Raw genomic sequence first — 26,026 nt, 5'->3', positions numbered from 1 at the left:
TTAACTCATCATGGCACCAGCGCAGCTTTGTGAAAAATAAGTTGTTATGGAAGGTGGAAGAAATGATGAAGACAAAACAAACCGATGAATTATTAGCAAAAGATGAGCAATATGTTTGGCACGGAATGCGTCCTTTTAGCCCAAGTAGTACAATGGTAGGGGCAAAAGCAGAAGGGTGCTGGGTTGAAGATATACAAGGAAAAAGATACTTAGACGGTATGAGTGGTCTTTGGTGTGTGAATAGTGGATACGGAAGAAAAGAGCTCGCAGAGGCAGCTTATAAGCAATTGCAAACATTATCATACTTTCCGATGTCACAATCACATGAGCCAGCAATTAAGCTCGCTGAAAAGTTAAACGAGTGGCTTGGTGGAGAGTATGTTATATTCTTCTCTAATAGTGGATCAGAAGCGAATGAAACAGCTTTTAAAATAGCAAGACAATATTATGCTCAAAAAGGTGAACCGCATCGTTATAAATTTATGTCACGTTATCGTGGTTATCACGGAAACACAATGGCAACGATGGCAGCGACTGGACAAGCACAGCGTAGATACCAATATGAGCCATTTGCGTCAGGGTTTTTACATGTAACGCCTCCAGATTGTTACCGCATGCCAGAAATGGAATCGCAAAATATTTATGATGTAGAATGCGTAAAAGAAGTAGATCGTGTTATGACATGGGAATTAAGCGAAACAATAGCGGGATTTATTATGGAGCCAATTATTACAGGCGGAGGTATTTTAATGCCGCCACAAGACTATATGAAAGCTGTTCATGAAACGTGTCAAAAACACGGTTCGTTACTTATTAGCGATGAAGTTATTTGTGGTTTCGGGCGTACAGGAAAAGCATTTGGATTTATGAATTATGACGTTAAGCCTGATATCGTTACGATGGCAAAAGGTATTACGAGCGCATACTTACCATTATCAGCAACAGCTGTGAAAAAAGAAATTTACGAGGCATTTAAAGGAACAGGGGAATATGAATTCTTCCGTCATATTAATACATTTGGTGGAAATCCAGCGGCTTGTGCATTAGCGCTTAAAAACTTAGAGATTATGGAAAATGAAAATTTAATTGAGCGCTCTGCCCAAATGGGTTCACTTTTATTAAATCAATTAAAAGAAGAAATTGGGGAACATCCGCTTGTTGGTAATATTAGAGGGAAAGGGTTATTAGTTGGAATCGAACTAGTAAATGATAAAGCGACGAAAGAACCAATTGATAACGACAAAATTGCAAGTGTTGTAAATGCTTGTAAAGAAAAAGGACTTATTATTGGGCGTAACGGTATGACAACAGCGGGGTATAATAACGTTTTAACATTAGCACCGCCACTTGTTATTTCAAGTGAAGAAATTGCTTTTGTTGTTGGAACGTTGAAGACAGCGATGGAACGTATTTAATAAATAGAACGAGAGGAGCGAGCTGTAATATAAGGCTCGCTTTTGTTTACTAGGAGGAGCTTTTAATGGAGAAATATGATCCTAACAAACATTATCACATCGGATATTATGAAGACGGATATGATTTAGAAGTGACAGCGTACAAAAGAATAAATGAGCCAGTTTGGGATGCTTATATTCCAAAATATGAGGCAGACGATTTTTATAAAAAGGTGGAGGAAATGAAACTTGGGGAATATATAGATGACTATGGCATAAAAGTATATTCATTTCGTGATGATATCGATGATGAAGAAGCACGAACTATTTTTGAAAAATGGTTAAAGACGAATGAGATTGTTTAAAGGTGAAACGAAAAAGGAGATTGCTATCTTATAAGATAGCAATCTCCTTTTATTATAGTAAACTTATTTACTTGCTTTCATTGCTTTATCTTTTGCACCAAAAGTGTATTTTAACATTGGTGGTGTAATCATCGTAGTTAAAATAACGACAATAACGATTGCTGTAAAGTAATCTTGTGCTAATAGGCCAGAAGAAAGTCCTGTTCCTGCGATGATAAGTGCAACTTCACCACGAGAAACCATACCAGCACCGATAATTGCAGAAGACTTTGCATCAAATCCAGTCATTCGTGCACCGAATCCACAACCGATTAGTTTTGTGAATACAGCGATTACTGTTAATGCTAAAATGAACCAAATTTGATCACCAATACCGTCAAATGTAATATTCATACCGATGCTAACGAAGAATACTGGTACGAACATAGCATAAGCGATTGGTTCTACTTTCTTTTCTACTTCATGTTTGTAGTTCGTTTGAGAAATAGCGATACCAGCTGCGAAAGCACCGATAATACCAGCAATTCCTAATAGTTCGCCGAAATATGCGAATGAGAAACAGATGATAAGTGCTGCGCTAACGATAGACTCAGATACGCGTAGTGGTGATAACCAACGCATAATCGCTGGAACACCTTTCCATCCGATTAAAATAATAGAAGCAAAGAATACTACTTTCTTCAAGATAACCATTGTTAAATTCACATCATCTGTACCTAAGAAGCTCATTGCGAATGCTAATAAAATAACAACAAGAATGTCATCAAATACAGCTGCTCCAAGCATTGTTGTACTTTCACGTGTTTTCATCTTACCTAAATCGCGAAGTGTTTGAACGGAAATACTAACACTTGTCGCACATAGAAGTAATCCTAAAAAGACAGCGTTCCCTTGTTCCATGCCCATAACAAGACCGGCAACGTAACCACCTACAAATGGAAGAACGATACCTCCAATTGCGACTGCTAAAGAAGAATTACGGTTTTCATTTAATTCTTTTAAGTCTGTTTCAAGTCCAGCCATAAACATTAAAAGAATAACCCCGACATTACTTAATTGCGTTAGAAGTTCTGAATTCTCAATCCAACCTAATAAAGCTGGACCGATAACGATACCGACAATTAATTTACCCAGTACAGAAGGTTGACCTAATCTAACACTAAGGTCACCAGCGAGCTTTGTACTTAATAAAATAAGTGCAATTTGAAAGAAAAATTCGAATTCCATCTGATCCTCTCCTCATCATTTTTAGTTTTATCATACGATTTCTCGGAATTTGCCTAATGAAAATATGTAAAAAACCATTAAACAAAGGGTCTGATTACAAGTTCTTTTGAACTTGTAATTTGAACCTGTAATCAATATATAATAAAATTTATAAAAAATCAATGAAAAAATAGCAGATTTTCATGATAGGATTCGATTTAGGTATGGAGGGAATCACTATATAATAAGAAGAAATAAGGCTACATTTATAATGAATTGGAGAAGGGCATATGTTATTAAACAAACGTTTTACAATTGGAGAAATGGCAAAAATGCATAATATAGCGGAATCTACATTACGCTACTATGATGAAAAAGGAATTTTTCATCCGTCCATTGTGGACCCGCAAACGAATTATCGCTATTACACAATTGATCAGTTTTCACTATTAGATACGATTAAATTTTTACGCCAATTGAATATCCCGTTAAAGGAAATAAAGAAATATATTGATGAACGAAATCCGTCTTATGCGCTGAGTTTACTTGAAAAACAACAAGAAATGATGCTGAAAAAGCAAAGAGAAATCGAGTATGCTTTGGCAAAAATGGAACATAAAATCCATTTAATGAAGAAAGCGACGAAATCAGAAGCGAATCAAATTATTTATAAAACGATACCGAAGCGAAAAATAACAGCAATTGCAGTTGCACCAAATACAACGGATGATATGTTTGAATATTATATCCATTCGCTACAAAAAAATATGAAGCAAATTGATAATAGTTTATTTTCTGGAGATATCGGTGTAACAGTTTCCAAAAAAGCATTACTTCAAAATGAGTTTCAAGCATATAACAGTGTGTTTATTTTATTGGATTACATGCCTTTTCAATTGCATACTTCAGATGAAATAAAAGAAGGAATATTTGCTTGTTCTTATCACCATGGACCATATGAAGAAACAGATGCAACGTATACGAAATTATTAAATCACATTGATAACGAAGGATACGAAGTATGCGGAGATGCGCTTGAGCTTGCGTTAATTGATTGGTCTGTAACAGAAAATCCGAGGGAGCAAGTAACGGAAATTCAAATACCTGTTGTTAAAAAATAGGCTTATATATTTTTCGATTCTCTATTGACCTTCAAGTAACTTGAAGGTTTAAACTGTGAACAGAGCATTGAAAAAGGAGCATTTATATGATGGAAACAACAGAAAAATTAAGAGAAAAACCTATTAAAAGTTTATTTATCACTTATTTAATACCAGCTGTTCTTGGGATGGTATTAATGTCGGTTAATATTGTGATTGATGCGGTCATGATTAGTAGAGGAGTTGGAGCGAACGGTTTGGCTGGAGTAAACGTAGCTATTCCAGCGTTTTCAATTTTCTTTTCTATTTCATTATGGATTGGAATGGGCGGAGCAACGTTATATTCCATTGCACTAGGGGAAAATAAACTGGAAAGAGCAAGGTCTATTTTTACTCAATCTATGACAGTGGCAGTTATTATCGTAGGTGTTTTAGCGGCTATTTGCTTATGGAGAATAGAAGATATAGCATATCTATTCGGTGCAAATGAAGTGATTTTGCCATATGCGTTAGACTATTTACAAGTGTTATTAACATTTGGAATGATATACGTTTTAGAAAATATTTTAAGCACATTTATACGTAACGATGGAAATCCTAATTTAGCAATGGCAGGCCTTGTCGTAACGGCTGTATTGAACATAGTGTTTGACTATATCTTTATTTTCATCTTTGGATGGGGCGTAACAGGTGCTGCCTCAGCAACTATTCTTTCGGCGGCAATTGGTTTCCTTGTATTATTAACTCACTTCTTTAGAAAAAGTAGTGTTTTAAAGTGGACGAAATTCCATTTTGAATGGGATACGGTTAAACAAATTATGGTGATTGGTTTCCCAAGTTTTACAACTGAGATTACAGTAGCGATTGTAACGGTTGGTTTTAATATCGCTTTTGTTCAATATGCAGGAGAAGTAGGTGTCGCTTCTTATGCGATGGTCAATAGTATTCATGCAATGACATTACTATTATTCTTCGGTGTTGGAGCCGCATTACAACCTATTGCTAGTTTCCACTATGGTGCAAATTTACCAGAAAGACTGCGTGAAGGATTACGGTTAGCTGTAAAAACTGCAGTTGTACTCGGAGGCGTAGCAATTGTTGTCGGTTTATTCTTCGGGAAATATATAATTGGTTTGTTTGATGTTCAATCCCCAGAACTATTGGAGTTAACGTTAACAGGTATTAGTTTATTCTTTATACAATATGTATTTTTAGGCTATAACATTGTGTATGGAGAGTATTTCCAATCAGTGCGACAAACGACAAAATCAGTTCTTATTATTTTGAGCCGTGGTTTACTATTTATTATTCCATTGTTATGGATTATGCCAAAAGTATTTGGTATAACCGGAATTTGGCTCGTTATGCCAGTAGCGGAAGTATTGACAGCAATTATCGTATTTACGATGAATCGTATGAAACATCCTGTTCCGTTAAACATGGCGAGAGAGAAAGAAGCAATAGTGAAGAAAATCCCCTTGAACAAGTAAGGGGATTTTTTCATTCTTTTAAACTAATCGCAAAAGATCCATCTGTCTCCTGCACAGAAGCGAAAGCAACGTTTTTAATATTGGTAACGCCTTTCTCTTTTAACTCTGCATGTAACCACTTTTCGTTTTTATGGATTAACTTTAAGTTATCGTATTGAATTTGTGAATCAACGATAAGAGCAATTGGTAACCCTGCATACTTAACATCTATATTCATATCTTTTGGAGTCAATGGTACAAGTTCTCGCTTTGGTAAAATGCTAATGGCTCCATTCGCTTCTAAAATAGCGTATTCAATTTCATGAACACTTGGATATCCGGCGACGCGAAGATTAGAAAGCAATTCAGGGATCGGATATCTACTTTTTTGTAAGTTCTCAAAAATAATATCACCATGTTTAATTAAAATAATGGGGTGTCCGAGAATGAAACGATTTAGTTTATTGAGTAAGCTTAATTTGGTAAGAAGTAAATGCAAACATGTAATAACGACCATACCGAGAAATGCTTGTAAAGCACCAGCGACTGGTATGGCTTGAAAAGCTAAATAAGATAAAAAAATAATAGCCCCAAAATCATGAGGGGTTAGTTGTGCTAATGCAGATTTACCAAGTAGCTTAAGTGATAGTAAAAATAAGATAAAAAAGAACGATACATTAAATAAAAAGAGAAGCAAGAGGGACACTCCTTCGTGTGAAGTTGTACTTACTATTCCCGAAAGTAATATAAATATTACCTTTTATAGGATGAATTAGGGTGAATTGGAATTTGGCTGTATACAAACAAATAAATGGATATTATGATGAAGGAAGTAAAGGGAATAGGAGTATATGGATATGAGAAAGAAGAAAATAATTAAGTACATTTTAGTTGTTATAATGATCTTCGCCGTGTATGCGGGGTTTTTACAATATAACATCTATAAGCATGGGCATATGAATGCAATTGACGATGCGGATTATATAATTGTACTAGGATCGAAAGTAAATGGAACAAAACCTTCTTATTCATTGCAATATCGTATTGATAAAGCAGCTGAGTATTTAAAATCACATGATAAAACAATTGCTATCGTATCTGGAGGCCAAGGAAAAGGTGAAGATATTACAGAAGCATTAGCGATGAAACAAGGATTAATGGAACAAAATATTGCAGAAGACCGCATTATAATGGAAGACCGTTCGACGAGCACAGATGAAAATATTAAATTTTCAAAACCTCTTATCCCTGAACATATGAAAAAAGGGATGATTGTAACGAACGATTTTCATATGTTCCGAGCAAAAAAGATTGCAGAAAAACAAGGGTTGACATTAGAAGGTCTTCCGGCGAAAACACCGAAGCCAATTATTATTCAATCGAATGTACGAGAATATTTAGCGATTACGCAATATTGGTTTATGAATCGAATATAGTGAAACTCAAACTAAAATCCACCTGGAATCAGGTGGGTTTTAGTTTGAGAAAAATCTTACAAAGATGTCATGTTCATGAAAGGTAAAGCGATAGTTTCTAAAGTGGTTTCCTGACATAATGAAGGTAACAAAAAACTTTAGAGGTGAATCGGATGAAAGGAAATAATATTTTATCTTCGCTATGTTACTTTAGTATCTTTTTTGCACCATTTTTACTGCCAATTATCGTGTACTTCGTTGCGGAAGATGAAGTGAAATATCACGCAAAAAAAGCATTTTGGTCACATATTTTCCCGTACGCAATCTTATTTGGTGGATTAGCTTTATCAGGGGTATACGGTTTAAGTTTCAATCAATCTGAGAGCGTTGGAATTGGAATGGTTATAACGTATGCAGTGTTTATTCTTGTAGGAATTTATTACTTCATTTGGAATATTGTTAAAGGAATTAAAGTTTTGAAAGCAGCTTAACAACAATTGCATAATAGCATATAAATCTTTCGTTATTTGTTGATAAGTCGATATCCTTTGTCGAAACGACCGATATAATTTCATATACCGTATTAATAGACATTAAAAAAGAGTAATTCGAAAAGAATTGCTCTTTTTGTGCTTATAAGTTGTGAATAATGAAAAAGATATGTTAATTTTTCATTATGAAGAGAAAGAAGGAGTGATTTTCATGAATGAGATGATACATAAAATGGAGCAACACGTTTCAGTTCGTAAATATAAAGAAGAACCAATTTCAAAAGAGATAGTAGAAAGAATGGTGCAAGCTGCTCAGCATGCGGCTTCCTCACATTTTGTACAGGCGTATTCTCTTATATATGTAACAGATCAAGAACTAAAGGCTAAACTAGCTGAATTATCCGGGAATCGTCATGTGAAAGACTGTGCAGCATTCTTTGTATGCTGTGCGGATTTAAAACGTCTAGAAACTGCATGTGAGAAACATGGAACAGAAATTAAACATGAGGGAGTAGAGGACTTTATTGTAGCAACAGTAGATGCCTCATTATTTGGACAAAACTTAGCACTTGCAGCTGAATCATTAGGATACGGCATTTGTTATATTGGCGGAATTCGTAATAACCCGAAAGAAGTGAGTGAATTGCTTCATTTACCGGATAAAGTATATCCGGTATTCGGAATGACAGTTGGCGTACCAGATGAAGATCATGGAGTTAAGCCACGTTTACCGGTAGCGGCCATTCTTCATGAAAATGGATACGATGAAAAGAAATATGATGAATTATTAAACGAATATGATGAAACGATGAGTGCGTATTACAAAGAAAGATCGTCAAATCAAAAAAACGTAACATGGACGGAATCAATGAGCACATTTATGTCAAAAGAGAAGAGAATGCATATGAAAGAGTTTTTGAGTGAGAAAGGATTAAATAAAAAATGATTGAAAAGACAAACCTGAGATGTGGGTTTGTCTTTTTTTGGAGGAGAAATGTATTTGTTTTCGAATTGGTTAGAGAGGGAGGGGATAAAATGAAGAAAGCTTTAATCTTTTTATTTGATGGATTTGCAGAATTTGAAGTGAATATAGCGAGTTTATTTTTGACAAGTAAGGAATTCGAAATAATAACAGCAACTGTAGACGGAAAAACAGTTGCGGGAGAAGGCGGATTTTTGTGTCAACCACATGTCTCTATAGAGAATATTGAAGTAGTGGATTACGAAGTGTTTATTGTACCAGGAGGGCATATTTTTCGCCATTTAGAAAATGAACAACTGTTATCTATCGTGAAAGAATTACATAAGCAAAATAAATGGATAGCAGGCATTTGTGCAGGGACAGCTCTACTACATGCAGCCGGAGTGCTTAATAAGAAGAAATTCTCAACATCATTAACTCTAGATGAAAAACACTTAGCGCATTTACATGAATGGGAATATAAACAAAATAAAGATGTAACTGTGGATGGGAAAGTCATAACAGCAGTAGGATCTGCGTATGTTGAATTTGCTGTTGAAATTATGAAACAGCTCAATTTGTTTGATGAAGGTGAAGGTAATGAAAACCTTCACTACTTTAAAAATATAAAAACAGTATGTGGTGAGACGTTAGTTTAAGTAATAAAATCAAATAAAAAACCGAAGCTAAGAAAGTAGGACTCGCTTTCTCAACTTCGGTTTTTATTTGTTATTATATAAAATGAAAATAAAAATTAATAAATTTTTACAAAAGTGATAGAAAATGAGAATGAAATGCCAATAGTAAGTAAAAGCAGCTGCTAAAGGGGAACTGAGGAAGGAAGATGTTTATGATTTTCGATTCTGAGGAGGATTTAATTATAGCTATGAAAAAACGTGATCAAGATGCTTTGAAAGAAGTCATTGATCAATATGGAAAATTAGTTTTATACATTATTCATAAATCATTAAGTACCCCTATTGAAAAACAATATGTAGATGATTGTTATAACGATGTATTTACTGTCATTTGGTTTAATATCGACCAATTTGATATAGAAAAGGGAAACTTAAAATCTTGGATGATTGGTATTACTAAATTAAAGGCATTGGAATATAAAAAGAAAGTACATAGAGAGAACAAAATGGATAAAGACGTAGAAATAGATAAAGATAAAGGTATCCATGATAGTTATGAAATAGAACAAGAAGAAGAGATTATTGAAATAGTGCAAGATTTAAATAAAAAGGATCGATATATCTTTTTAAAGAGGTATATTGATGGGTATTCCATTGACGATATTGCAAAAGAATTAAAAGTAACAGCGGATTATATATACAACCGAATTTCTCGAGGGAAGAAAAAACTTCAAAAACTGTGGAAGGGGAGTGTGTAATATGGATAAAAGATTATTATCGATGTTAAATGAGCTCCAATATTCAGAAGAAGAAATTACACGTTTAGAGAAAGAAGCGAATGATTCTATAAATATAGATAAGTATTATGTGAGAAATGGAGAGTTATTAAAAAAATTAACTTTACAAATGTTAGAAGAGTCAATTCGCAATGAATTACAAGCTGGTGAAGAAATTGAGGAGGAACTGTTAGTAGACGAAGGATATATGGCAAATAATAAAGTAATACCAAATATATATTACGTAGGAGCTACTTTTTATTATTATATCGTTTTAACAAATAAAAGAGTGATCATGAAAGGATTAGATTGTTATTTTAAAAAAACAAATGAACATAGTATGCCAATAGAAGATATACAATCTATTTCGCAACATAAAAAATGAAAAATGTCTTTGAGATTAAATATAATAACAGCTATATACAATTTGGAAGCATTAAGTATGCACATGAAATTGCAATGATTATTATGGAGTTAAAAAAACGTGGAGTAAAAGTAGAGAAGTATACAGATTTTGAGAAAGGTTTCTACATCTTTATTAATATTTTCGTAATTGCAACAATTGGTCTTCTAGCTATAAAGTATTTAATGTAGAAAAGCGGCATAATAGCCGCTTTTTATCGTGCAATTAATATCCCAGTGAAGATTCTGTATTTTTGAAATATTTTTCTCGTGAAGGAGTCATTACCCGGATTGCTAATAAACAGGAAAGGAAAAGAATGAGTAAAGAGCTACATATCACAGTAATTTGAACGGAAAGAAATTGTGCGGATGCTCCAATTGCTAAAATGAAAAAGATTTGAATGAAATTTTTTATTGAATCAAATACGCTATCGATACGTCCTATCATATGTACTGGGATGTTATTTTGATAAAATGTTATAAATCCAGTACCAGCAAAGGAAGAAGAGATTCCAAGTAAAATGAACCCACTTGCTGCGACTGTAAATGAATTTGAAAAGGCGAAAATCACATAGCCTACTGCTGTGAAAATCATACCTAAGCCGATACAATATTGAATCGGTAATCGTTTTGCAAAGAGAGAGACAAGAAATGAACCGCAAACGTAAGCCGCACCGGTTATACTAACAAGCATGCTATATTCTGTGTCTGACAAGGATAGTATTTGTGTTGTGAAAACAACTTCTTGTGAATCAAGTGCCATTGAGACAAGCATTGTAGCTTGAAATAAAACGAATACGAGAATAATGTAAGTTTCAGTTCGTGCAAATGAAAAAACTTGTTTCCAATCACTGCGTAATGTTTTTACGAAAGTAGTTGTTTGCTCTTCGTTTTGTTCGGTTTGTAATGTAATATTTGGTAAGAAGTAAATGAGAATGGTAGAAAGTAGAAATGAAATTGAGTTGCAGTAAATAACAAAGTTGGTTGAGTATGTAGTAAGAAGTGCCCCAGCAAGAGCCGGACCGATAATAAAAGCCCCATTTGTACACAAGCTATTCCAAGCATTAAATTGAGCACGTTTTTCAGCTGGTATGAGCATTGTTTTATAAGTGAATGAAGCTGGATCGAAAAATGATGTAGCAATGCGAGTCAAAAAGATAAAAATATAAATTGCCCAAATAGAGTCAAATAGTGGAATACAGCCGATGAGAACTGCTCGAATAATATCTGTGATGAGCATAATTGACCGTTTATTTAATCGATCTACAATACTACCAGACCATATTTTTGTAACAACGGTGGCAATTGGCCCGACAATCCATAGGCCTGCTACAGCAGCGGGAGAGTTTGTACTATTTAACACCATTAAGTTTAGAGCTATGAGGTACATAAAATCACCTAAACGAGAAATGCCTGTGCCCGACAATAATAATAGTTTATTTTTCATGTGTATATGGACCTTTCTTTCATTGTTTTTTTATCCCGCAGGAAATAGCGTATTCTTCCTCTGAGACTGATTGACGAGCGGTTTTGCTTTCCCAGCGTAATAAAACTTGTGAGATCTCCCAAGTGAGTTGTTGTAATTCCTCTGGAGTTAAAAATAAATGAGATACAATATGGCTCCCTGTATTTGTTCCTTCCGTGCCTGCTTCTTCAATATAGAAGTGAGCAGATTTTGCTTTATAGTACTTTTCAATAATCCCCCGTTTTTCCTTTGTATCTACTAATTCAAGTAAGCCTCCGTCAAATAAAATTTGGATGTGATAGTGAACGCTACCAGCAGATTTATTTAGTTTAGTAGATACTTGTTTTGCAGTGAGTGTTTCGTCTTTTAAAAGGTGAAGAATTTGAATGCGAGTTGCATTGGAAATTAGCTTTTGTTGTTCTGCTGAAATGGTAAGTCGATCCTCAAACATTTTGTTAGCTCCTTTCTTATAATCTAAATTTATTGTACGTTCTAAAAAATTAGAATGTAAGAGAAATAAATCGCCTTTTTCTTGTAAATTTCGACATAAATAAAAATGGCATGTACATATACATGCCATTAAGTGATAGTAGATTCTTCACTAAGCTCCCCATGATAAAACAAGAAAAGCCATATAAAACTAACGGAAATACAGCATATAGCTAACAGGCTACCAATAACTTGCGGAGAAAGAATTTCTAAAAGCCATCCTGTTATAAACATAGATAACTGAATAGGAGATCCGTAAATGGAATAATGAAATGAAAAAACTTTACCAATCATGTTTTCTTCTGTATACATTTGTAGCAATGTCGTATCAAGTGGAACGATGATTCCTCCTGCTATACGCATACAGAGTAATGTAATGATACCGATAATAAGTTGATCGGATAGAATGAATCCGAGAAAGAAAATTCCTTGTAGTAAATAGGCCCAACCAAATGCTCTTTTCATTTTGTCTTCATTTTTAGATATATACAGGTTAACGAGAAGGCTACCAATCATAAGGCCAGCCCCTTGAACCGTATATAAAATTCCAATGTTAGAGTGGAAAATTCTTTCGGCATAGATTGTTAAGAGTAGTTGATAAGCACCTCCAATAATTCCCCATGAAATTCCGACGAGAATTAATGATAAAATAATTTTTCTTTGTAATATGTATGTATAACCATCTTTTATATCAGTAAAAAATGCTTTTTTCATGCTAAAAGCGTCACGAGAAGGGATCTTTATTTTATAAATAATATAGGCTGAAATAAAGTATGATAGGCTATTAATAAAAAAGGCAATCTCGATACTTAAAGATTGTGCAATGAGCCCACCTAAAGATGCTCCCATAATAGACATAAAACCATTGATTGTACTAGAAAGAGAGTTAGCGGTTACTAAATGCTTTTGATGTACGATATTTTTTAGGGTTGATTGCTTAGCAGGCTCGAATAAGCAAGAGAGTACCGCTAAACATATATTAGAAACGAAAATAATTTCAATCTTGTAGAATGCTAATAAATAAGTGAGGACGATAATTCCTCGTAAAATATCGGTAAAAATCATAATTTTCTTTTTTGAAAAACGGTCTACAATTCCGCCTATGAATGGGCTCAGAAGAAGTTGAGGTAACCCTTTGCTCATAAAGGTGAGTGCTAACATAAATGAAGATTCTGTTATGCTATAGACGAGTGTTAATAAAGCGACAGTATGAAACCAATCCCCAAGTACACTTAATGTTTGACCATAAAATAGTCTTTTGAAGTTTGTATTTGTTTTAAGAAGCCTGTAATAAGAAATTGACATGAAAAATTAAACCTTATCTATAAGTGATGCCTGTACTTGTTTTTTCCATTCACTTAAATACATTTTCTCTGCTTTAGGTAGTCCAACAGGTAATTTTGCAATAAATTCTAAACTGTTTCCATCAGGATCATTAAAATATATAGAGGCGTGTGCTAGCTCGGGAAAAACGATTGGCTCAATTGGCTCCATTCCAAAGTCTTTTCGCACTGGAATTCCTTTCTGTTTGAGCCAGTGTATCGCGTTTTCTAAATCGTGTAAGCTTACTTGGAAAGCGATATGTCGTAAGGATGGATGATAATTAACTTTGTATTCTTTTCCTTCCCAAAGACCAATCCAACTTGCATTTTCTACAATCCAAAAGAAGGCGATATCTTTGTCTCTTTTATATAATTTGAGCCCCAGTGATTCATAAAAAGGTATCGAAATTTCTAAATTACAGACAGGTAAATGTGCTTCATAAAGACCTTTAATCATTATAATCCTCCTTAGTAAAAATGTTTCTTATTTTATATTAAACGATGCTTTGTTTATTGAAATCACTTAAAAGAAGGATATTAATTCATACGAAAGTATGAAAAAACAGCTCAAATATGAGCTGTTTTCGTATAGTTTTTAGTTAACATATTTTATTCATTTAGGGTTTAGCGAAAAGGATACGTATTATATTTAAAACCCTCCGCCGCCACCCCAACAGCTACATCCGATAATGATTAGAAGGATGAATAGCACGATGAGTAAAGCAAATCCACCGCCGAAACCAGCGCAACTACCACCAAAGCTCATGTTTTTTCCTCCTTTTTAGGAAATTAATCTATATAACTAATGGATTACTTTATAAGATATGTTTTTATTTGGAAAAGGAGCAAGTCTTACTTCTAATTAGACAAGAGCCTTTGATCTGATTTAAATATGATATTCACTTTGTTTCATAGCGCTTTTTTGAAAATGGTAAAACAATATGGAAGTGGTATGTAACTTACAATTACATTAAAATTTCTTTCCATAAATATAAAATTTGTAAAAAAAACCATTTTTTTATTTTTTTATGAGTGAAAATGTACTATAATTTTACAAGTAATATTATGGGAAAAGGGAGTTTTAGTATAGAGATGGAGATGGGACAATTACACAATAAAATAGAACACAAAAAGAAAGAGTTAATTCAACTTGTTGCTAGGCATGGATTAGATCATAATAAAGTTTTGTTATTTAGTCGAGATTTGGATATACTAATTAATAAGTTTATGAATATAAAAGACAAAGTATATAAGTGATTAATCTTTATTTTTTTATATTAGGATTATTTATTTGTAAAGGGGAGAACATTTATGGAACACTTACAAGAAGAGTTGTATAAACAAATAAAAGAAGAAAAAGGTGCAGTTACTACATTTTTAAAGAGCGGAGTAAGAATAGTAGGGGAAGTAGTTGGAGTAGATAGATTTACAGTCTTAATGTTAGTAGATGGAAAACAACAACTTATTTATAAGCAAGCAATATCAACAATTATGAAATAAGACACTCAAAATGAGTGTCTTATTTCATAATTAAATGGTTACTGTTTGCATGCTTCAACATCAATGCCAGCAGCGATTAATTTTTTTTCTCCGTCTTGTTCAATGATTTTTTGTAATTTAGACAAGAAAGAGTCAAAATCTGTATGTTTACCAACTTGGAAAGTCATTTTATGCTCAATTGGTAGCCAAGTATCAATATCAGCTTCGTTATGCTGAATTTTCACTTCAAGTTTATCAAGCGCGTTAGCAACTTTTGCTTCATACGTTTCTTTCGCTTCGAACTCCATCCATAAATCGTATAATTCTTCACCAAGAGAACCTTCTAGTGTATGTTTAATATTTAAAATAGCCTTTTGCTCATTTTTTTGTTTTTGTAATTGTAATTCACGGCTATTCATTGTATCAAAGGCAGGAATATCGCCCGCTTCTGCTTCAACAAGATCGTGAATTATGACCATTTTAAGTAATTTTTCTATGTTTACTTTTTGATCCAAATAAGGCTCAACTAAGATAGCCATTAAGGACATACGCCACGTATGTTCAGCGACACTTTCTTGACGTCCGTTAGAAATCCAACTATGACGCATTTCATATTTTAGTTTTTCTGCTAATGCAATGACTTGCAAAATTTTATGTTCCATCGTGATCCTCCTCATATTTCCATACTATAATTCTAATATGGAAATGAAATGTGTCAATTTTATGAGTATATTGCGATAAATAGATGATAAGCGTATAATGAATGTTATATGTGAAAACGCATTATTAAAATAAAAAAATGTTTTATAAAAATGAAAAGGAAGGGCAGGAATATGGGAGACGAAAATCAAGTATTAGCTAGACCACAAAGAAAAAAAAGGAAGTTTGACATTTCTAGCCCAATTGGCATTATAGTAGGTTTTGCGATTGTAATAGCGGCAATCATGCTTGGCGGCGGTGGAATAAAAGGTTTTAAAAACTTCTTAGATGTTTCATCTATTTTAATCGTTATAGGAGGAACAACAGCGACAATCGTTGTGGCATATAGATTTGGAGAAATAAAAAAATATACGAAAAGTATTTTTACTGTTTTACATAGAAGAGAAGAAGATTTAGAACAGTTAACGGATTTGTTCGTTGATTTTTCGAAAAAGTCTAAAAAACACGGCTTACTTTCTTTAGAAGTTGATGGAGAGCAAGTAGACAATCCTTTTATTCAAAAGGGAATTCGTTTAATGTTAAGCGGCTATGATGAAGCGGAATTAAAAGAAGTGTTAATGAAAGATGTTGAAACTGAAGTGTATGAGTTAAGAAAAGGAGCGACATTATTAGATAAAATTGGTGATTTCGCTCCAGCATGGGGCATGATAGGAACATTAATTGGTCTTATTATTATGTTGCAAAACTTACAAGATACCTCACAAATTGGTACAGGGATGGCAGTTGCGATGTTGACGACATTATATGGATCTTTGATTGCAAATATGATTGCAATACCGTTATCTGAAAAGGTGTATCGCGGTATTGAAGATTTGTATACAGAGAAGAAGTTTGTAATAGAAGCAATTTCAGAGCTGTACCGAGGACAAATTCCTTCCAAATTAAAGTTAAAACTTGATACATACGTATATGAAACGAAGATAAAAAAAGAAAAACGAGCAGCCTAGTAGTTTGAGGAGTGGTATGATGAGCAAGCGACCGCAAAAAGGATCGCCTCGTTGGATGACGACTTTTACTGATTTAACGATGTTATTGCTAACTTTCTTTGTATTACTAGTTGCGACTTCAAAGCAAGATACAGTAAAATTATCAAAGATGCTTGAAAAGTTCAGTGACGCGGAGCAAGTAAATGCAAAAGTAATGGAAAATACAATACCAGATATTTCACATGAAAAAAATGATGAAAAAGCAGTTTCAAAAAAGCGCATGGATGAATTGTATAAAAAGTTAAAAGCATATGTGGATAATAATGGTGTTAGTCAAGTGAATGTATATCGAGAAGATACAGGTGTTAGCATCGTTATAGTAGACAATTTAATATTCGATACGGGTGATGCGAATGTTAAGCCGGAAGCGAAAGAAGTAATTAGTCAATTAGTAGGGTTCTTCCAATCGGTACCAAATCCAATTGTTGTAGAAGGACATACAGATAGCAGACCGATTCATAATGAAAAATTCCCTTCCAACTGGGAATTATCTTCAGCACGTGCAGCTAATATGATTCATCATTTAATTGAAGTGTATAATGTGGATGGTAAAAGGTTAGCAGCGGTAGGGTATGCAGACACAAAACCAGTAGCACCAAATGATTCACCACAAAATTGGGAGAAGAACCGCCGCGTTGTAATATATATTAAGGAATAATATATTTCTATTTTAGTAATAAAATAATAAAAATACAGAAATTCTTTTAAAAAAATATTAAATTTTATCGTTTTATTTTGTATAATGAGTGAGAATGATAAGGTGAAATATTAAGATATTTTTATACATAGTAAGGAGAGAACCGAAAAGAATGGCACATAAAATTTTAGTTGTAGATGATGCGATGTTCATGCGAACAATGATTAAAAACTTGTTAAAAAGTAATTCTGAATTTGAAGTTATCGGTGAAGCAGAGAATGGGGTAGAAGCGATTCAAAAGTATAAAGAGCTTCAACCTGATATTGTAACACTAGATATTACGATGCCTGAAATGGACGGACTTGAAGCATTAAAAGAAATTATGAAAATTGATTCGAGTGCAAAGGTTGTCATTTGTTCCGCAATGGGACAACAAGGTATGGTGTTAGATGCGATTAAGGGCGGGGCAAAAGACTTTATTGTAAAGCCATTCCAAGCGGATCGTGTTATTGAAGCTTTAACAAAAGTAGCAAACAGCTAATATAAGGGGTGCCACAAGAAATCAAAACAATGATAGTAGATAGATATGTGGCCCCCTTTTTTCTTGTTTTAAAACACTAAATTGTTATACATAAATGAAATGTTTGTTAGACAGGTAGGGGATTAAAGTGCAAACAGATCTATTAAATATATTTTTTGAAGAAGCAGAAGAACATTTACAGTCGCTAAATGAAAATGTGCTAAATTTAGAACGGAATCCTGCCGATATGGGTGTTGTAGGAGAAATATTCCGCTCAGCTCATACATTTAAAGGTATGTCTGCGAGTATGGAATTTACAGAAATGGCGGATTTAACGCATAAGATGGAAAGTGTTTTAGACGAAATCCGTCATGGAAATATGATGGTGAATGCTAATATTATTGATGTTATTTTTGAATGTATTGATAATTTAGAAAAGATGGTTGCAGATGTGCAGCAAGGCGGAATGGGTAATATAGATGTTGTATCAACGAAATTTAAATTAGAAGCATTATTGAACGGAAATGTAGAAGCTTCTATGGAAAATGCAGAGCAAAGTAGTATAAATAATGATGATACAGTTTCGCATGAAGTATATATAACTGTTGAACAACAAGCTATTTTAAAAGCAGTACGTGCCATTATGTGTATTGAAGCATTACAAAATTTAGGTAATATACAAAAAACGGTTCCAAGCATTGAAGAAATTGAAGCGGATGCTTTTGGATTTGAGTTTACAGTATATATGAATACCGATCATAGTGTTGAAGAATTGAAACGAGTAGTGCTTCATGTTTCTGAAATTGAGAAAGTAGAAGTGAAGCAAGGTAGTCATAAAGTACAAGAAGGCGTACAGGTGGAAGAAACGATTCAACAGGTTGAAACCAGACAGCTGGAGTCATCGTTAGAACTGCCAATTCAACCGGTGAGCAATACGTCAACTAAACGTACTACAAAAACGAAAAATGCTAAAGTGGAGAATCGTTCTATTCGTGTTCAGTTAGAAAAAATCGAAACATTAATGAATATGTTTGAAGAAAGTGTAATTGAGCGTGGACGAATTGATGAATTAGCAGAAACGATTCAAAATAAGGAGTTAATCGAGCATTTAAATCGATTAGGGGATATTTCAAAAGATATTCAAAATGTACTATTAAATATGCGTATGGTACCAATTGAAACAGTTTTCAATCGTTTCCCGCGTATGGTACGCATGTTAGCGAAAGATTTAGGGAAAAAAATCGATTTACAAATTACAGGTGAAGATACTGAAGTTGATAAAATAGTTATTGATGAAATTGGTGATCCACTCGTTCATTTAATTCGTAATGCGATTGATCATGGGATTGAGACTGTTGAAAAACGCCGTGATGCCGGCAAAAATGAAACAGGTACTATTAAATTAGAAGCGTTCCATAGCGGAAATCATGTCGTAATTCAAATTACTGATGATGGAAACGGTATTTATAAAGAGAAAGTATTAGAAAAAGCGATTAAAAATGGTGTTATAACAGAAACAGAGGCAAATAAATTAACGGATCGTGAAGTGTATGATCTTATTTTCCAACCAGGATTTAGTACAGCTGAAGTTGTGTCTGACCTTTCTGGACGTGGTGTTGGATTAGATGTTGTTAAACATACGATTCATAGTTTAGGTGGGCATTTAATTATTGATTCTGAGGAAGGAAAAGGAAGTACATTCAGAATTGAACTTCCGTTAACATTGTCTATTATTCAATCAATGCTTGTTCAAACAAACGATACGCGTTATGCGTTGCCTCTCGGTAATATAGTCGAAGCGATTCGAATTCAAAAGGAAGATATTCAATCGTTACAAGGAAAAGATGTTTTAAATTATCGCAATCAAATTATTGAAGTAAAACATTTAAACACTGTATTTGGTGAAAAAACAGTAGATGATGCGTTTGCATCATATGATAGTCAAATGGTTCCTGTATTAATTGTTCGTAATTCACATCGTAGCTATGGACTTATTGTCAACACAATTATCGGTCAAAGAGAAATAGTCTTAAAGTCATTAGGCGACTTCTTTGCAGAGAGCTCTAATTATTTCTCTGGTGCGACAATTCTCGGTGATGGACGAGTGGTCCTCATTTTAAACCCAGAAGGTTTATAATAGGAATGAAGGAAGCTCCCCACTTGTATACAATTGGGGAGCTTTTTGGTTAGAACTATTCATTGAGTGTGTAACAATAGTCGTTTGCAAATATTGTGGGAATAATACGTTTGATAAATATAACGAGTGTAATAGAAAGTTTATCCCGCTATTTGTGGGCAGTAAAACTCCCACCTCAAAATGCGGCTGGAACAAAGAAGTTAGGTGGGAGATTAACTGTCCGTAAACGCCCGATTGGTGCGGGCTGATTAAAGTTTCACTTTATATCGTTGAAAGAAAAACAGAAATGAGGAGGCAGGGAAAATGCCTGAGCAACACACAAAAGGGGATACGAGCACGATTGTGCTAGAAAAAGAAAATGAGCGTTTAACGCCTCAAGAATGCGATATTCTTGGCGAGATTGCAAATATATCATTTGGTTCAGCTTCGACTGTATTATCAACAATCTTAAATAGGCAAGTAAGTATTACTGCTCCTCATATTGAATTGGTGGATTTATATGATACAAGTAATGTTGAAATTCCGCATGTTGTATTAAATATCCATTTCACAAAAGGATTAGATATGGAAAATCTACTTGTCTTAAAGCAAGACGTCGCTTTATCTATTGCGGATTTAATGATGATGGGAACAGGGGTAGTTGAAGAAGGGAAAGAGCTTAGTGAATTAGAGCTAAGTGCAGTACAAGAAGCAATGAATCAAATGATGGGATTCGCAGCAACGTCTATGTCGGAATTCTTCCAGGATACAGTGGATATGTCCCCACCTACAATCAAAATTGTGAAACTTAAGGAAGAGATGGAGAAAATCTCTAGTATTAATGGAAGTAATGTAATTGTTAAAGTATCGTTTGAATTAAAAATAGATAATCTTATAGACTCTAAACTTGTACAAATTGTTTCAGTTGAACATGCGAAACAAATGATAAATAAATTATTACAATTATCTGGTGGTGTGGAAGAAGGAATAGAAGAGCAGACGGAAGTGGTGGAAACTGAGGTTGTAGAAGAACATGTTGAGAAAGAGCAGTTAACACAAGAAGAGAAAGATGTGCTTGGTGAAATTGCGAATATTTCAATTGGTTCGGCTTCAACCGTACTATCGACGCTTTTAAATCAGCCTGTTTCTATTAGTACACCAAATGTAGAGGCAATTAATGTTCGTCATTATGACGGAGTGCCAGTCCCATTTGTTATATTAAATGTCGATTTTGTTGAAGGATTAAAGAATGAGAACGTATTCGTATTTACGAAAGATGTTGCTTTAACAATGGTAGATTTAATGATGATGGGAACGGGTGAGATCGATCCGGATAAAGAACTAAGTGAATTAGAGTTAAGCGGTATTAAAGAAATCATGAACCAAATGATGGGGCATGCTGCAACAGCAATGTCAGAAATATTTAAAGAAAAAATGGATATGACACCACCAGATGTTAAATTTGTTTCGTTAAAAGAAGAAATGGAATATTTGGGAGAAGCGATGGAAGTGGACGAGCTCGTTCAAATTACGTTTAACATTGAAATTGGTGACCTTCTTCAGTCAAAGATGTATCAAATACTACCAATATCAGAAGCAAAAGAAATGGTTAGACGACTTCTTTATCCGATGATGGAAGAGCAAGAAGTAATAGTTGAAGAAGTTATTGAAGAGGAAGAAATTCCGGCACCAGTCATACAGCCGATTGAATATCAAGAAGTTAAACAGGTAGAGCCAGTGTATATGGATGCATCTATTCTACAAAATGTAGAAATGAATGTTAAATTTGTATTTGGAAGTACAGTGAGGACAATTCAAGATATTTTAAGTTTACAAGAAAATGAAGCGGTCGTACTGGATGAAGATATTGATGAACCAATTCAAATTTATGTGAACGATGTATTGGTTGCTTATGGAGAGCTTGTAAATGTAGATGGATTTTTCGGAGTAAAAGTGACGAAATCGCTATAGGAGTTTGAACAAATAGATGGAAAACGTAAAGTTTTTTCTAGTGAGTTTGCTATTTTTACATATATGTACTTTCTTCCCGTTGCAGGGGCAAGCGGAAGAAATAAGTGTACAAGAGCAAAATGTAAGTGAAGTGAATGAGCAAGAAGAGCAAAAAGAGCAAAATATAAAAGATCGGGAACAGTCGGAACGAACGGAAATACCCCCGGTTGAAGATGAAAAAAAAGTAGTAGAGAATGAGCAGGAGAAAGAACAACGAGAAGAAAGAAAGATAGAAACAGACCGAGGAATTATTACAGTTAATAAGCAGGAATTACAGGTTGGCGAAGAATTGCGAATTGCTGTAGAGCCAAATGAAAAAAACATTCAAAGTGTAAAAGGTGTATTGCAATTACAAAAAAATGGTGTGCAGTATAGACAGGAGAGAGTATTATCTTTCGAGTATGAAGAAGAAACGAAACGATGGGTCGCTAATTACAAAGTCGGAATGTATGATTTGCAAGGTAATTGGAACCTTCAGTTCGTTGAAAGCTATAAAGAAGATGAGAAGGAAGAAGTAATAGAGAATGAATTAAATGTTCCGCTCATTCGAATAAATAACGAAACACCGACTATAGATAAAGAATTGCCGAAGTTAGAGAAGGTTACTATTGATGAGGCGAAAGAGAACTTCATTGAACGGAAAAAGGGAGAATCCGTTCATATACGAGTAAAGACGGTAGATATAGAATCCGTTGTTAAAGAAGTGCGAGTTATATTAAAAGGAAAAGAAGAAGGTAACGATATTACTTTTTTATTAGACTATAATAAACACGACCTGGATTGGCAGAAAATAATTGAAATAACAGAAGCGTTACCTAGTGGTCCGCACCAACTTATTGTGGAAGTAACAGATGCAGCAGGTAACAAACTTGTGACAGAGAGTGAATATATCATTTCTATTATCGAACAAAAAGTGGAAGATAATGAAAAGATAGAAGAACATGAGAATCAAAATAAACTAGAAGATAAGAAAGAAGCTGAGAAGCAGGAAGATTCGAAAATAGCGACTCCGCTTCCGGAAGAAAAACTTCCAGTTGTTCAAATCCCAAAACAAGAAGAGACAGTAAACTATTTTATAAAAGAGCCGTTGAAAGAGAAAGAGGAAATCAATTACGTTATAAAAGAGTCAGCGACAGACAATAAGGAAGTAAATAATGTGAAGGCTCATAAAGAGAAAAAAAGCAAAAATGACAATCAAGTCGTTTCTAAAAAGAAAGAGAAAAAAGAAGAACAAGAGAAAAAAGAAGAAAAAAGTGAACAGGGAGTACAAGCCTCTAATGTGTTTGCTATTATGTCAGGATTATTTGTACTGTTTTTAGTTTTAAAGAGTAATAAAGAGTGGGGCTAATAATTTGATAGTAGTGGAGGCGCTTAAATGGAAATTAAACGTACTACAATTGAAAATAAGACGCTACACCCATTAAAACAGCCTGCAGCTATTTCAGAACATGAAATTCAGAAAGAACGAAAACAAAGTAACCTTGTGTTTACGGGGCAGTCCCAAATCATTTCGAAAAATAATGAAATAGGGATTATACTTGCGAGTTTAGGTGATGGAAAGATTGTAAAAGAAATGCTTTCTAAGGAAATGGATACAGTGTTGCAGTTGTTTTCAAAGCTACATATGTTGTCCGAGGAAGGAAAGCAATCGGAAAAAACCTATGAACAAATTGTTAGAAGTTTGCAGGGGCTTATTAAACAAGCGCATATAAAGGGAGTTCCGTTATTAGACGGAACGTATGATTTTGCTGAAGTGCAGCTTTCGTTTGGAAGAAAAGTGCATATTCCGTTACTTGATGTAAGTGCGCTCATTTCTAGAGTGGAACAAGATACATCAGAAGGAAATACGAATTTAATGAGCACAGTTATTACAGCTTACATGACAAAATTGTCTAACGAAACAATTTTAATTAGCGGTACGGATCGCATTTCTAAAGAACGTGATGCAAGTGTGTGGAGAGCACTTGCAGAAATGAATATGACGCAATTATCGCATGCGTTGAAACATACGATTCAAGAGCATAAATGGTCTGTTACAGCTCTATTTCTCTTTATATGGGTTATAGGTATTATATTGATTCGTATTATATAATAAAAAAAGGTCGTCATTTCAATTATGACGACCTTTTTCTATATTTTTTCGTAGAAGAATGTATCAAAACGCTGAAGGTTGTAGCGTTCGGGTGTTAAAATTTGTTCTGTGCTACCAACGAATAGTACGCCGCCTTTTCGTAAAGAACGACTAAATTTTTCATAGAGCTTTATTCTGGCTTCTTCTGTAAAGTAAATCATTACATTTCGACAAATGATTAAGTCGTAGTTCGTATCAAATGTCTGCATTAATAAATCATGTTGTTTGAATGTAACTTGCTGTTTAATATTTTGATGCAATATATATGTATCATCTTCTTTTGTGAAATGACGTTGTTTTAAATCATTAGGTAATTCTTTCAAAGAGCGCTCTGTATATTGACCACGCTTCGCAGTTTCTAAAACATGAAAATCAAGATCCGTTGCTTGAATGTCATACCGAAACGGAGCTAGATGCTTCGATAAGATTAAAGAAAGCGTATATGGTTCTTCACCGGCAGCACAAGCAGCACTCCAAATTTTTAATTTGCCGTTATTTTGTTCAAGTAGCTTTGGTAGAGCTTTTGTCTCTAGTGTTTGCCAGCGTTCTTTATTTCTGAAAAACTCTGAAACGTTAATCGTAATGTAGTCAATAAAACTTAAAAATAATGTTTGATCGGTGCGTAAACTGTTTAAAAATTTTATATAATTGTCAAAACCTTTTCTTGAAATGAAAGCATCGATTCTTCTGCGCATTCTATCTTGCTTATAGGAAGCGATATCCATATTAAATAGCTGTTTAAAACTCGTAATAAAATGATCATAATCTTGTTCAGTTTTCATATTTACAATAGGCACAATAACGATATTGTGCCTCCCCCTTTACATCATACGAATTTTTTGTTCAAAGCTTTTTTTCATCTGCTTTTCATGTAAGCCTGGTAAATCATAAATAACTGCGTCAACTCCTGCTTCTTTTGCAATGTCAATAGGAATGACAGACGTATGTTTATCCCCATTATAAAAACAGAGAACTAAATCAGTATCTTCGACAATTTGCTTTACAAAAAACATATAATCTGATCGATAAATGGAGTCGGAAGGATGATCAAAAGCAATATATTCAGCCCCGTGTTTTTTTAAATAATCAACGACTTCTTGAAATTCGTCTGTTAATACATGTAACGGTTGTAGCGTATAAAGGCATAAATTTTGAGCGAGTCTGTCGTTTTCAATGAAAAAACGAAGAACTTCATTTTCAATAGCTTTATAGCATAATATGTAAATTTTATGTTTGTGAGCATAGTCAATTAAAAATTTTTTTATTTCTTCTTGATCTAATGCTGTTAATTGATTTGAACCACAAAGAAAAATATTCATAGATTTGTGCCACCTCATGCTAAATTGTAACATATCTTCTATAAAAAATAACTGCAAAATATGAGTGTTCAGAGTATAATTATAAATAACTGGATTTTACGATTAAGTTTTGAAAGAAATAAAAAAATAAATAGGTGATATATATGCTGCGTTCTATCTCGCACAATCCGATTTTATCGCATATACCGCCTGCTACTCAAATGCCGAAAGAAGCAAATGTCAGGACAGGACTTGCATTTTCGGATAATTTGCATGCAGATCCGAAAAAAGATAAATTGTTAGAACAAATGGAAGCGTTAGTTGATAACATTGGGGAAATTAAAGAGAAAATTGAATTAGAGTTAACGCTTGATAATGTTATGGAATACAAAAATACTGTGAAATCATTTTTGAATTTTTACGTTGATAACTTACTGCAATATAAAGACGTTATGTCTCGTCATCCGCGTTATGGATATTCGCAGAAAATGACAATTGTAAAACAAGCTGAAGTGGGATTAAATGAAATGGAAGATGTTATGAATTTAATTAATACGAAAACAGGGCATTTAGAAATGTTAAATCAAATTGGAGAAATTCATGGTTTAATTGTAAATTTAGTCTTGTAAAAGGGAA

Annotated in this window: 30 protein-coding genes and 1 pseudogene; 21 read left to right on the top strand and 10 right to left on the bottom strand. The window is 33.9% G+C overall.

From position 1 onward, the window contains the following. Nucleotides 1-65 precede the first annotated feature (65 nt). Nucleotides 66-1,415, top strand: coding sequence for an aspartate aminotransferase family protein (locus JTF23_RS01230; protein ID WP_002158515.1), 1,350 nt, complete (start codon nt 66-68; stop codon nt 1,413-1,415). A 65-nt stretch (nt 1,416-1,480) separates the two neighbouring features. After that, entirely contained in the window at nt 1,481-1,759 is a 279-nt protein-coding gene (locus JTF23_RS01225; RefSeq protein ID WP_002201090.1) for a DUF3986 family protein, read from the top strand. A 63-nt stretch (nt 1,760-1,822) separates the two neighbouring features. Here JTF23_RS01225 and JTF23_RS01220 read toward each other — a convergent pair whose 3' ends face one another. After that, nucleotides 1,823-2,986 (bottom strand): cation:proton antiporter, encoded by a 1,164-nt coding sequence (locus JTF23_RS01220; RefSeq protein WP_002201089.1) that lies wholly within the window; start codon nt 2,984-2,986, stop codon nt 1,823-1,825. A 269-nt stretch (nt 2,987-3,255) separates the two neighbouring features. Here JTF23_RS01220 and JTF23_RS01215 point away from each other — a divergent pair, with 269 nt between their 5' ends. Continuing rightward, complete coding sequence (locus JTF23_RS01215; protein ID WP_078181277.1) at nt 3,256-4,086, top strand: MerR family transcriptional regulator; 831 nt, start codon at nt 3,256-3,258, stop codon at nt 4,084-4,086. 86 nt (nt 4,087-4,172) lie between these two features. Further along, nucleotides 4,173-5,555: an MATE family efflux transporter gene (locus JTF23_RS01210; RefSeq protein ID WP_078181278.1), complete on the top strand. Its 1,383-nt coding sequence runs from the start codon at nt 4,173-4,175 to the stop codon at nt 5,553-5,555. A gap of 10 nt (nt 5,556-5,565) precedes the next feature. Here JTF23_RS01210 and JTF23_RS01205 read toward each other — a convergent pair whose 3' ends face one another. Further along, entirely contained in the window at nt 5,566-6,231 is a 666-nt protein-coding gene (locus JTF23_RS01205; RefSeq protein ID WP_002201086.1) for a DUF421 domain-containing protein, read from the bottom strand. A gap of 160 nt (nt 6,232-6,391) precedes the next feature. Here JTF23_RS01205 and JTF23_RS01200 point away from each other — a divergent pair, with 160 nt between their 5' ends. The 6 genes and pseudogenes from JTF23_RS01200 (at nt 6,392) to JTF23_RS27650 (ending at nt 10,409) form a co-directional block, all read left to right on the top strand. Then, nucleotides 6,392-6,970, top strand: coding sequence for a YdcF family protein (locus tag JTF23_RS01200; protein WP_002201085.1), 579 nt, complete (start codon nt 6,392-6,394; stop codon nt 6,968-6,970). 152 nt (nt 6,971-7,122) lie between these two features. Beyond that, complete coding sequence (locus JTF23_RS01195; protein ID WP_002158508.1) at nt 7,123-7,440, top strand: magnetosome magnetite crystal formation protein family; 318 nt, start codon at nt 7,123-7,125, stop codon at nt 7,438-7,440. A 211-nt stretch (nt 7,441-7,651) separates the two neighbouring features. Continuing rightward, nucleotides 7,652-8,386, top strand: a complete 735-nt coding sequence (gene nfsA, locus JTF23_RS01190) for an oxygen-insensitive NADPH nitroreductase (protein WP_204207927.1) — start codon at nt 7,652-7,654, stop codon at nt 8,384-8,386. A gap of 89 nt (nt 8,387-8,475) precedes the next feature. Beyond that, nucleotides 8,476-9,060 (top strand): DJ-1/PfpI family protein, encoded by a 585-nt coding sequence (locus JTF23_RS01185; RefSeq protein ID WP_033710417.1) that lies wholly within the window; start codon nt 8,476-8,478, stop codon nt 9,058-9,060. A gap of 185 nt (nt 9,061-9,245) precedes the next feature. Beyond that, entirely contained in the window at nt 9,246-9,797 is a 552-nt protein-coding gene (locus JTF23_RS27655) for a sigma-70 family RNA polymerase sigma factor (protein ID WP_252187984.1), read from the top strand. Between the two features lies 1 nt (nt 9,798). Further along, nucleotides 9,799-10,409, top strand: a pseudogene (locus tag JTF23_RS27650) (PH domain-containing protein). Nucleotides 10,410-10,443: 34 nt separating this feature from the next. Here JTF23_RS27650 and JTF23_RS01175 read toward each other — a convergent pair. The 5 genes from JTF23_RS01175 to JTF23_RS01155 all read right to left on the bottom strand — a co-directional run bounded on the left by JTF23_RS01175 (nt 10,444) and on the right by JTF23_RS01155 (nt 14,259). Then, on the bottom strand, nt 10,444-11,664 hold the full coding sequence (locus tag JTF23_RS01175) for an MFS transporter (RefSeq protein WP_204207926.1): 1,221 nt from the start codon (nt 11,662-11,664) through the stop codon (nt 10,444-10,446). A 19-nt stretch (nt 11,665-11,683) separates the two neighbouring features. Next, nucleotides 11,684-12,133, bottom strand: a complete 450-nt coding sequence (locus tag JTF23_RS01170) for an ArsR/SmtB family transcription factor (RefSeq protein ID WP_033717978.1) — start codon at nt 12,131-12,133, stop codon at nt 11,684-11,686. Between the two features lie 128 nt (nt 12,134-12,261). Further along, the gene (locus JTF23_RS01165) at nt 12,262-13,476 is read right to left on the bottom strand and encodes an MFS transporter (RefSeq protein WP_204207925.1); all 1,215 of its coding nucleotides are present in this window, start codon (nt 13,474-13,476) and stop codon (nt 12,262-12,264) included. A 6-nt stretch (nt 13,477-13,482) separates the two neighbouring features. Continuing rightward, the gene (locus tag JTF23_RS01160; RefSeq protein WP_204207924.1) at nt 13,483-13,950 is read right to left on the bottom strand and encodes a VOC family protein; all 468 of its coding nucleotides are present in this window, start codon (nt 13,948-13,950) and stop codon (nt 13,483-13,485) included. Between the two features lie 192 nt (nt 13,951-14,142). After that, nucleotides 14,143-14,259 carry a YjcZ family sporulation protein gene (locus JTF23_RS01155; protein WP_000007805.1) on the bottom strand — a complete coding sequence of 39 codons (117 nt, stop codon included), beginning with the start codon at nt 14,257-14,259 and terminating at the stop codon, nt 14,143-14,145. Between the two features lie 272 nt (nt 14,260-14,531). Between JTF23_RS01155 and JTF23_RS01150 the strand changes: the two genes are divergently transcribed. Further along, nucleotides 14,532-14,750 (top strand): aspartyl-phosphate phosphatase Spo0E family protein, encoded by a 219-nt coding sequence (locus JTF23_RS01150; RefSeq protein ID WP_002086516.1) that lies wholly within the window; start codon nt 14,532-14,534, stop codon nt 14,748-14,750. 54 nt (nt 14,751-14,804) lie between these two features. Next, nucleotides 14,805-14,993, top strand: coding sequence for an RNA chaperone Hfq (hfq, locus tag JTF23_RS01145; RefSeq protein WP_078180501.1), 189 nt, complete (start codon nt 14,805-14,807; stop codon nt 14,991-14,993). Between the two features lie 38 nt (nt 14,994-15,031). On the opposite strand, the gene JTF23_RS01140 is transcribed toward hfq, so the two are convergent. Beyond that, on the bottom strand, nt 15,032-15,634 hold the full coding sequence (locus tag JTF23_RS01140; RefSeq protein ID WP_131231692.1) for an HD domain-containing protein: 603 nt from the start codon (nt 15,632-15,634) through the stop codon (nt 15,032-15,034). 171 nt (nt 15,635-15,805) lie between these two features. On the opposite strand from JTF23_RS01140, the gene JTF23_RS01135 reads away from it, so the two are divergent. The 8 genes from JTF23_RS01135 (at nt 15,806) to JTF23_RS01100 (ending at nt 24,053) form a co-directional block, all read left to right on the top strand. Further along, on the top strand, nt 15,806-16,639 hold the full coding sequence (locus JTF23_RS01135) for a flagellar motor protein MotP (protein ID WP_078180504.1): 834 nt from the start codon (nt 15,806-15,808) through the stop codon (nt 16,637-16,639). A gap of 19 nt (nt 16,640-16,658) precedes the next feature. Then, nucleotides 16,659-17,336, top strand: coding sequence for an OmpA family protein (locus JTF23_RS01130; protein ID WP_204207923.1), 678 nt, complete (start codon nt 16,659-16,661; stop codon nt 17,334-17,336). 151 nt (nt 17,337-17,487) lie between these two features. Next, nucleotides 17,488-17,856: a response regulator gene (locus tag JTF23_RS01125; RefSeq protein ID WP_000940577.1), complete on the top strand. Its 369-nt coding sequence runs from the start codon at nt 17,488-17,490 to the stop codon at nt 17,854-17,856. A gap of 127 nt (nt 17,857-17,983) precedes the next feature. Then, the gene (locus tag JTF23_RS01120) at nt 17,984-19,972 is read left to right on the top strand and encodes a chemotaxis protein CheA (protein WP_078180506.1); all 1,989 of its coding nucleotides are present in this window, start codon (nt 17,984-17,986) and stop codon (nt 19,970-19,972) included. A gap of 110 nt (nt 19,973-20,082) precedes the next feature. Further along, nucleotides 20,083-20,220 carry a hypothetical protein gene (locus JTF23_RS01115; RefSeq protein ID WP_204207996.1) on the top strand — a complete coding sequence of 46 codons (138 nt, stop codon included), beginning with the start codon at nt 20,083-20,085 and terminating at the stop codon, nt 20,218-20,220. 55 nt (nt 20,221-20,275) lie between these two features. Next, entirely contained in the window at nt 20,276-21,922 is a 1,647-nt protein-coding gene (locus tag JTF23_RS01110; RefSeq protein WP_204207922.1) for a flagellar motor switch protein, read from the top strand. A gap of 16 nt (nt 21,923-21,938) precedes the next feature. After that, the gene (locus JTF23_RS01105; RefSeq protein WP_204207921.1) at nt 21,939-23,309 is read left to right on the top strand and encodes a transglycosylase; all 1,371 of its coding nucleotides are present in this window, start codon (nt 21,939-21,941) and stop codon (nt 23,307-23,309) included. 27 nt (nt 23,310-23,336) lie between these two features. Then, complete coding sequence (locus JTF23_RS01100; RefSeq protein WP_204207920.1) at nt 23,337-24,053, top strand: hypothetical protein; 717 nt, start codon at nt 23,337-23,339, stop codon at nt 24,051-24,053. A 38-nt stretch (nt 24,054-24,091) separates the two neighbouring features. Here JTF23_RS01100 and JTF23_RS01095 read toward each other — a convergent pair whose 3' ends face one another. Next, a complete protein-coding gene (locus JTF23_RS01095) occupies nt 24,092-24,874 on the bottom strand; it encodes a CheR family methyltransferase (protein WP_078173224.1) in 783 nt (260 codons plus the stop codon). Nucleotides 24,875-24,913: 39 nt separating this feature from the next. Then, entirely contained in the window at nt 24,914-25,411 is a 498-nt protein-coding gene (locus JTF23_RS01090; protein WP_204207919.1) for a flagellar motor switch protein FliG, read from the bottom strand. A 143-nt stretch (nt 25,412-25,554) separates the two neighbouring features. On the opposite strand from JTF23_RS01090, the gene JTF23_RS01085 reads away from it, so the two are divergent. Then, nucleotides 25,555-26,019: a YaaR family protein gene (locus JTF23_RS01085; protein WP_002149161.1), complete on the top strand. Its 465-nt coding sequence runs from the start codon at nt 25,555-25,557 to the stop codon at nt 26,017-26,019. Nucleotides 26,020-26,026 lie beyond the last annotated feature (7 nt).

This window comes from Bacillus sp. RIT 809 (assembly GCF_016892495.1).
Taxonomy (GTDB): domain Bacteria; phylum Bacillota; class Bacilli; order Bacillales; family Bacillaceae_G; genus Bacillus_A; species Bacillus_A cereus_U.
This window is presented reverse-complemented; position numbering and strand designations above follow the sequence as displayed.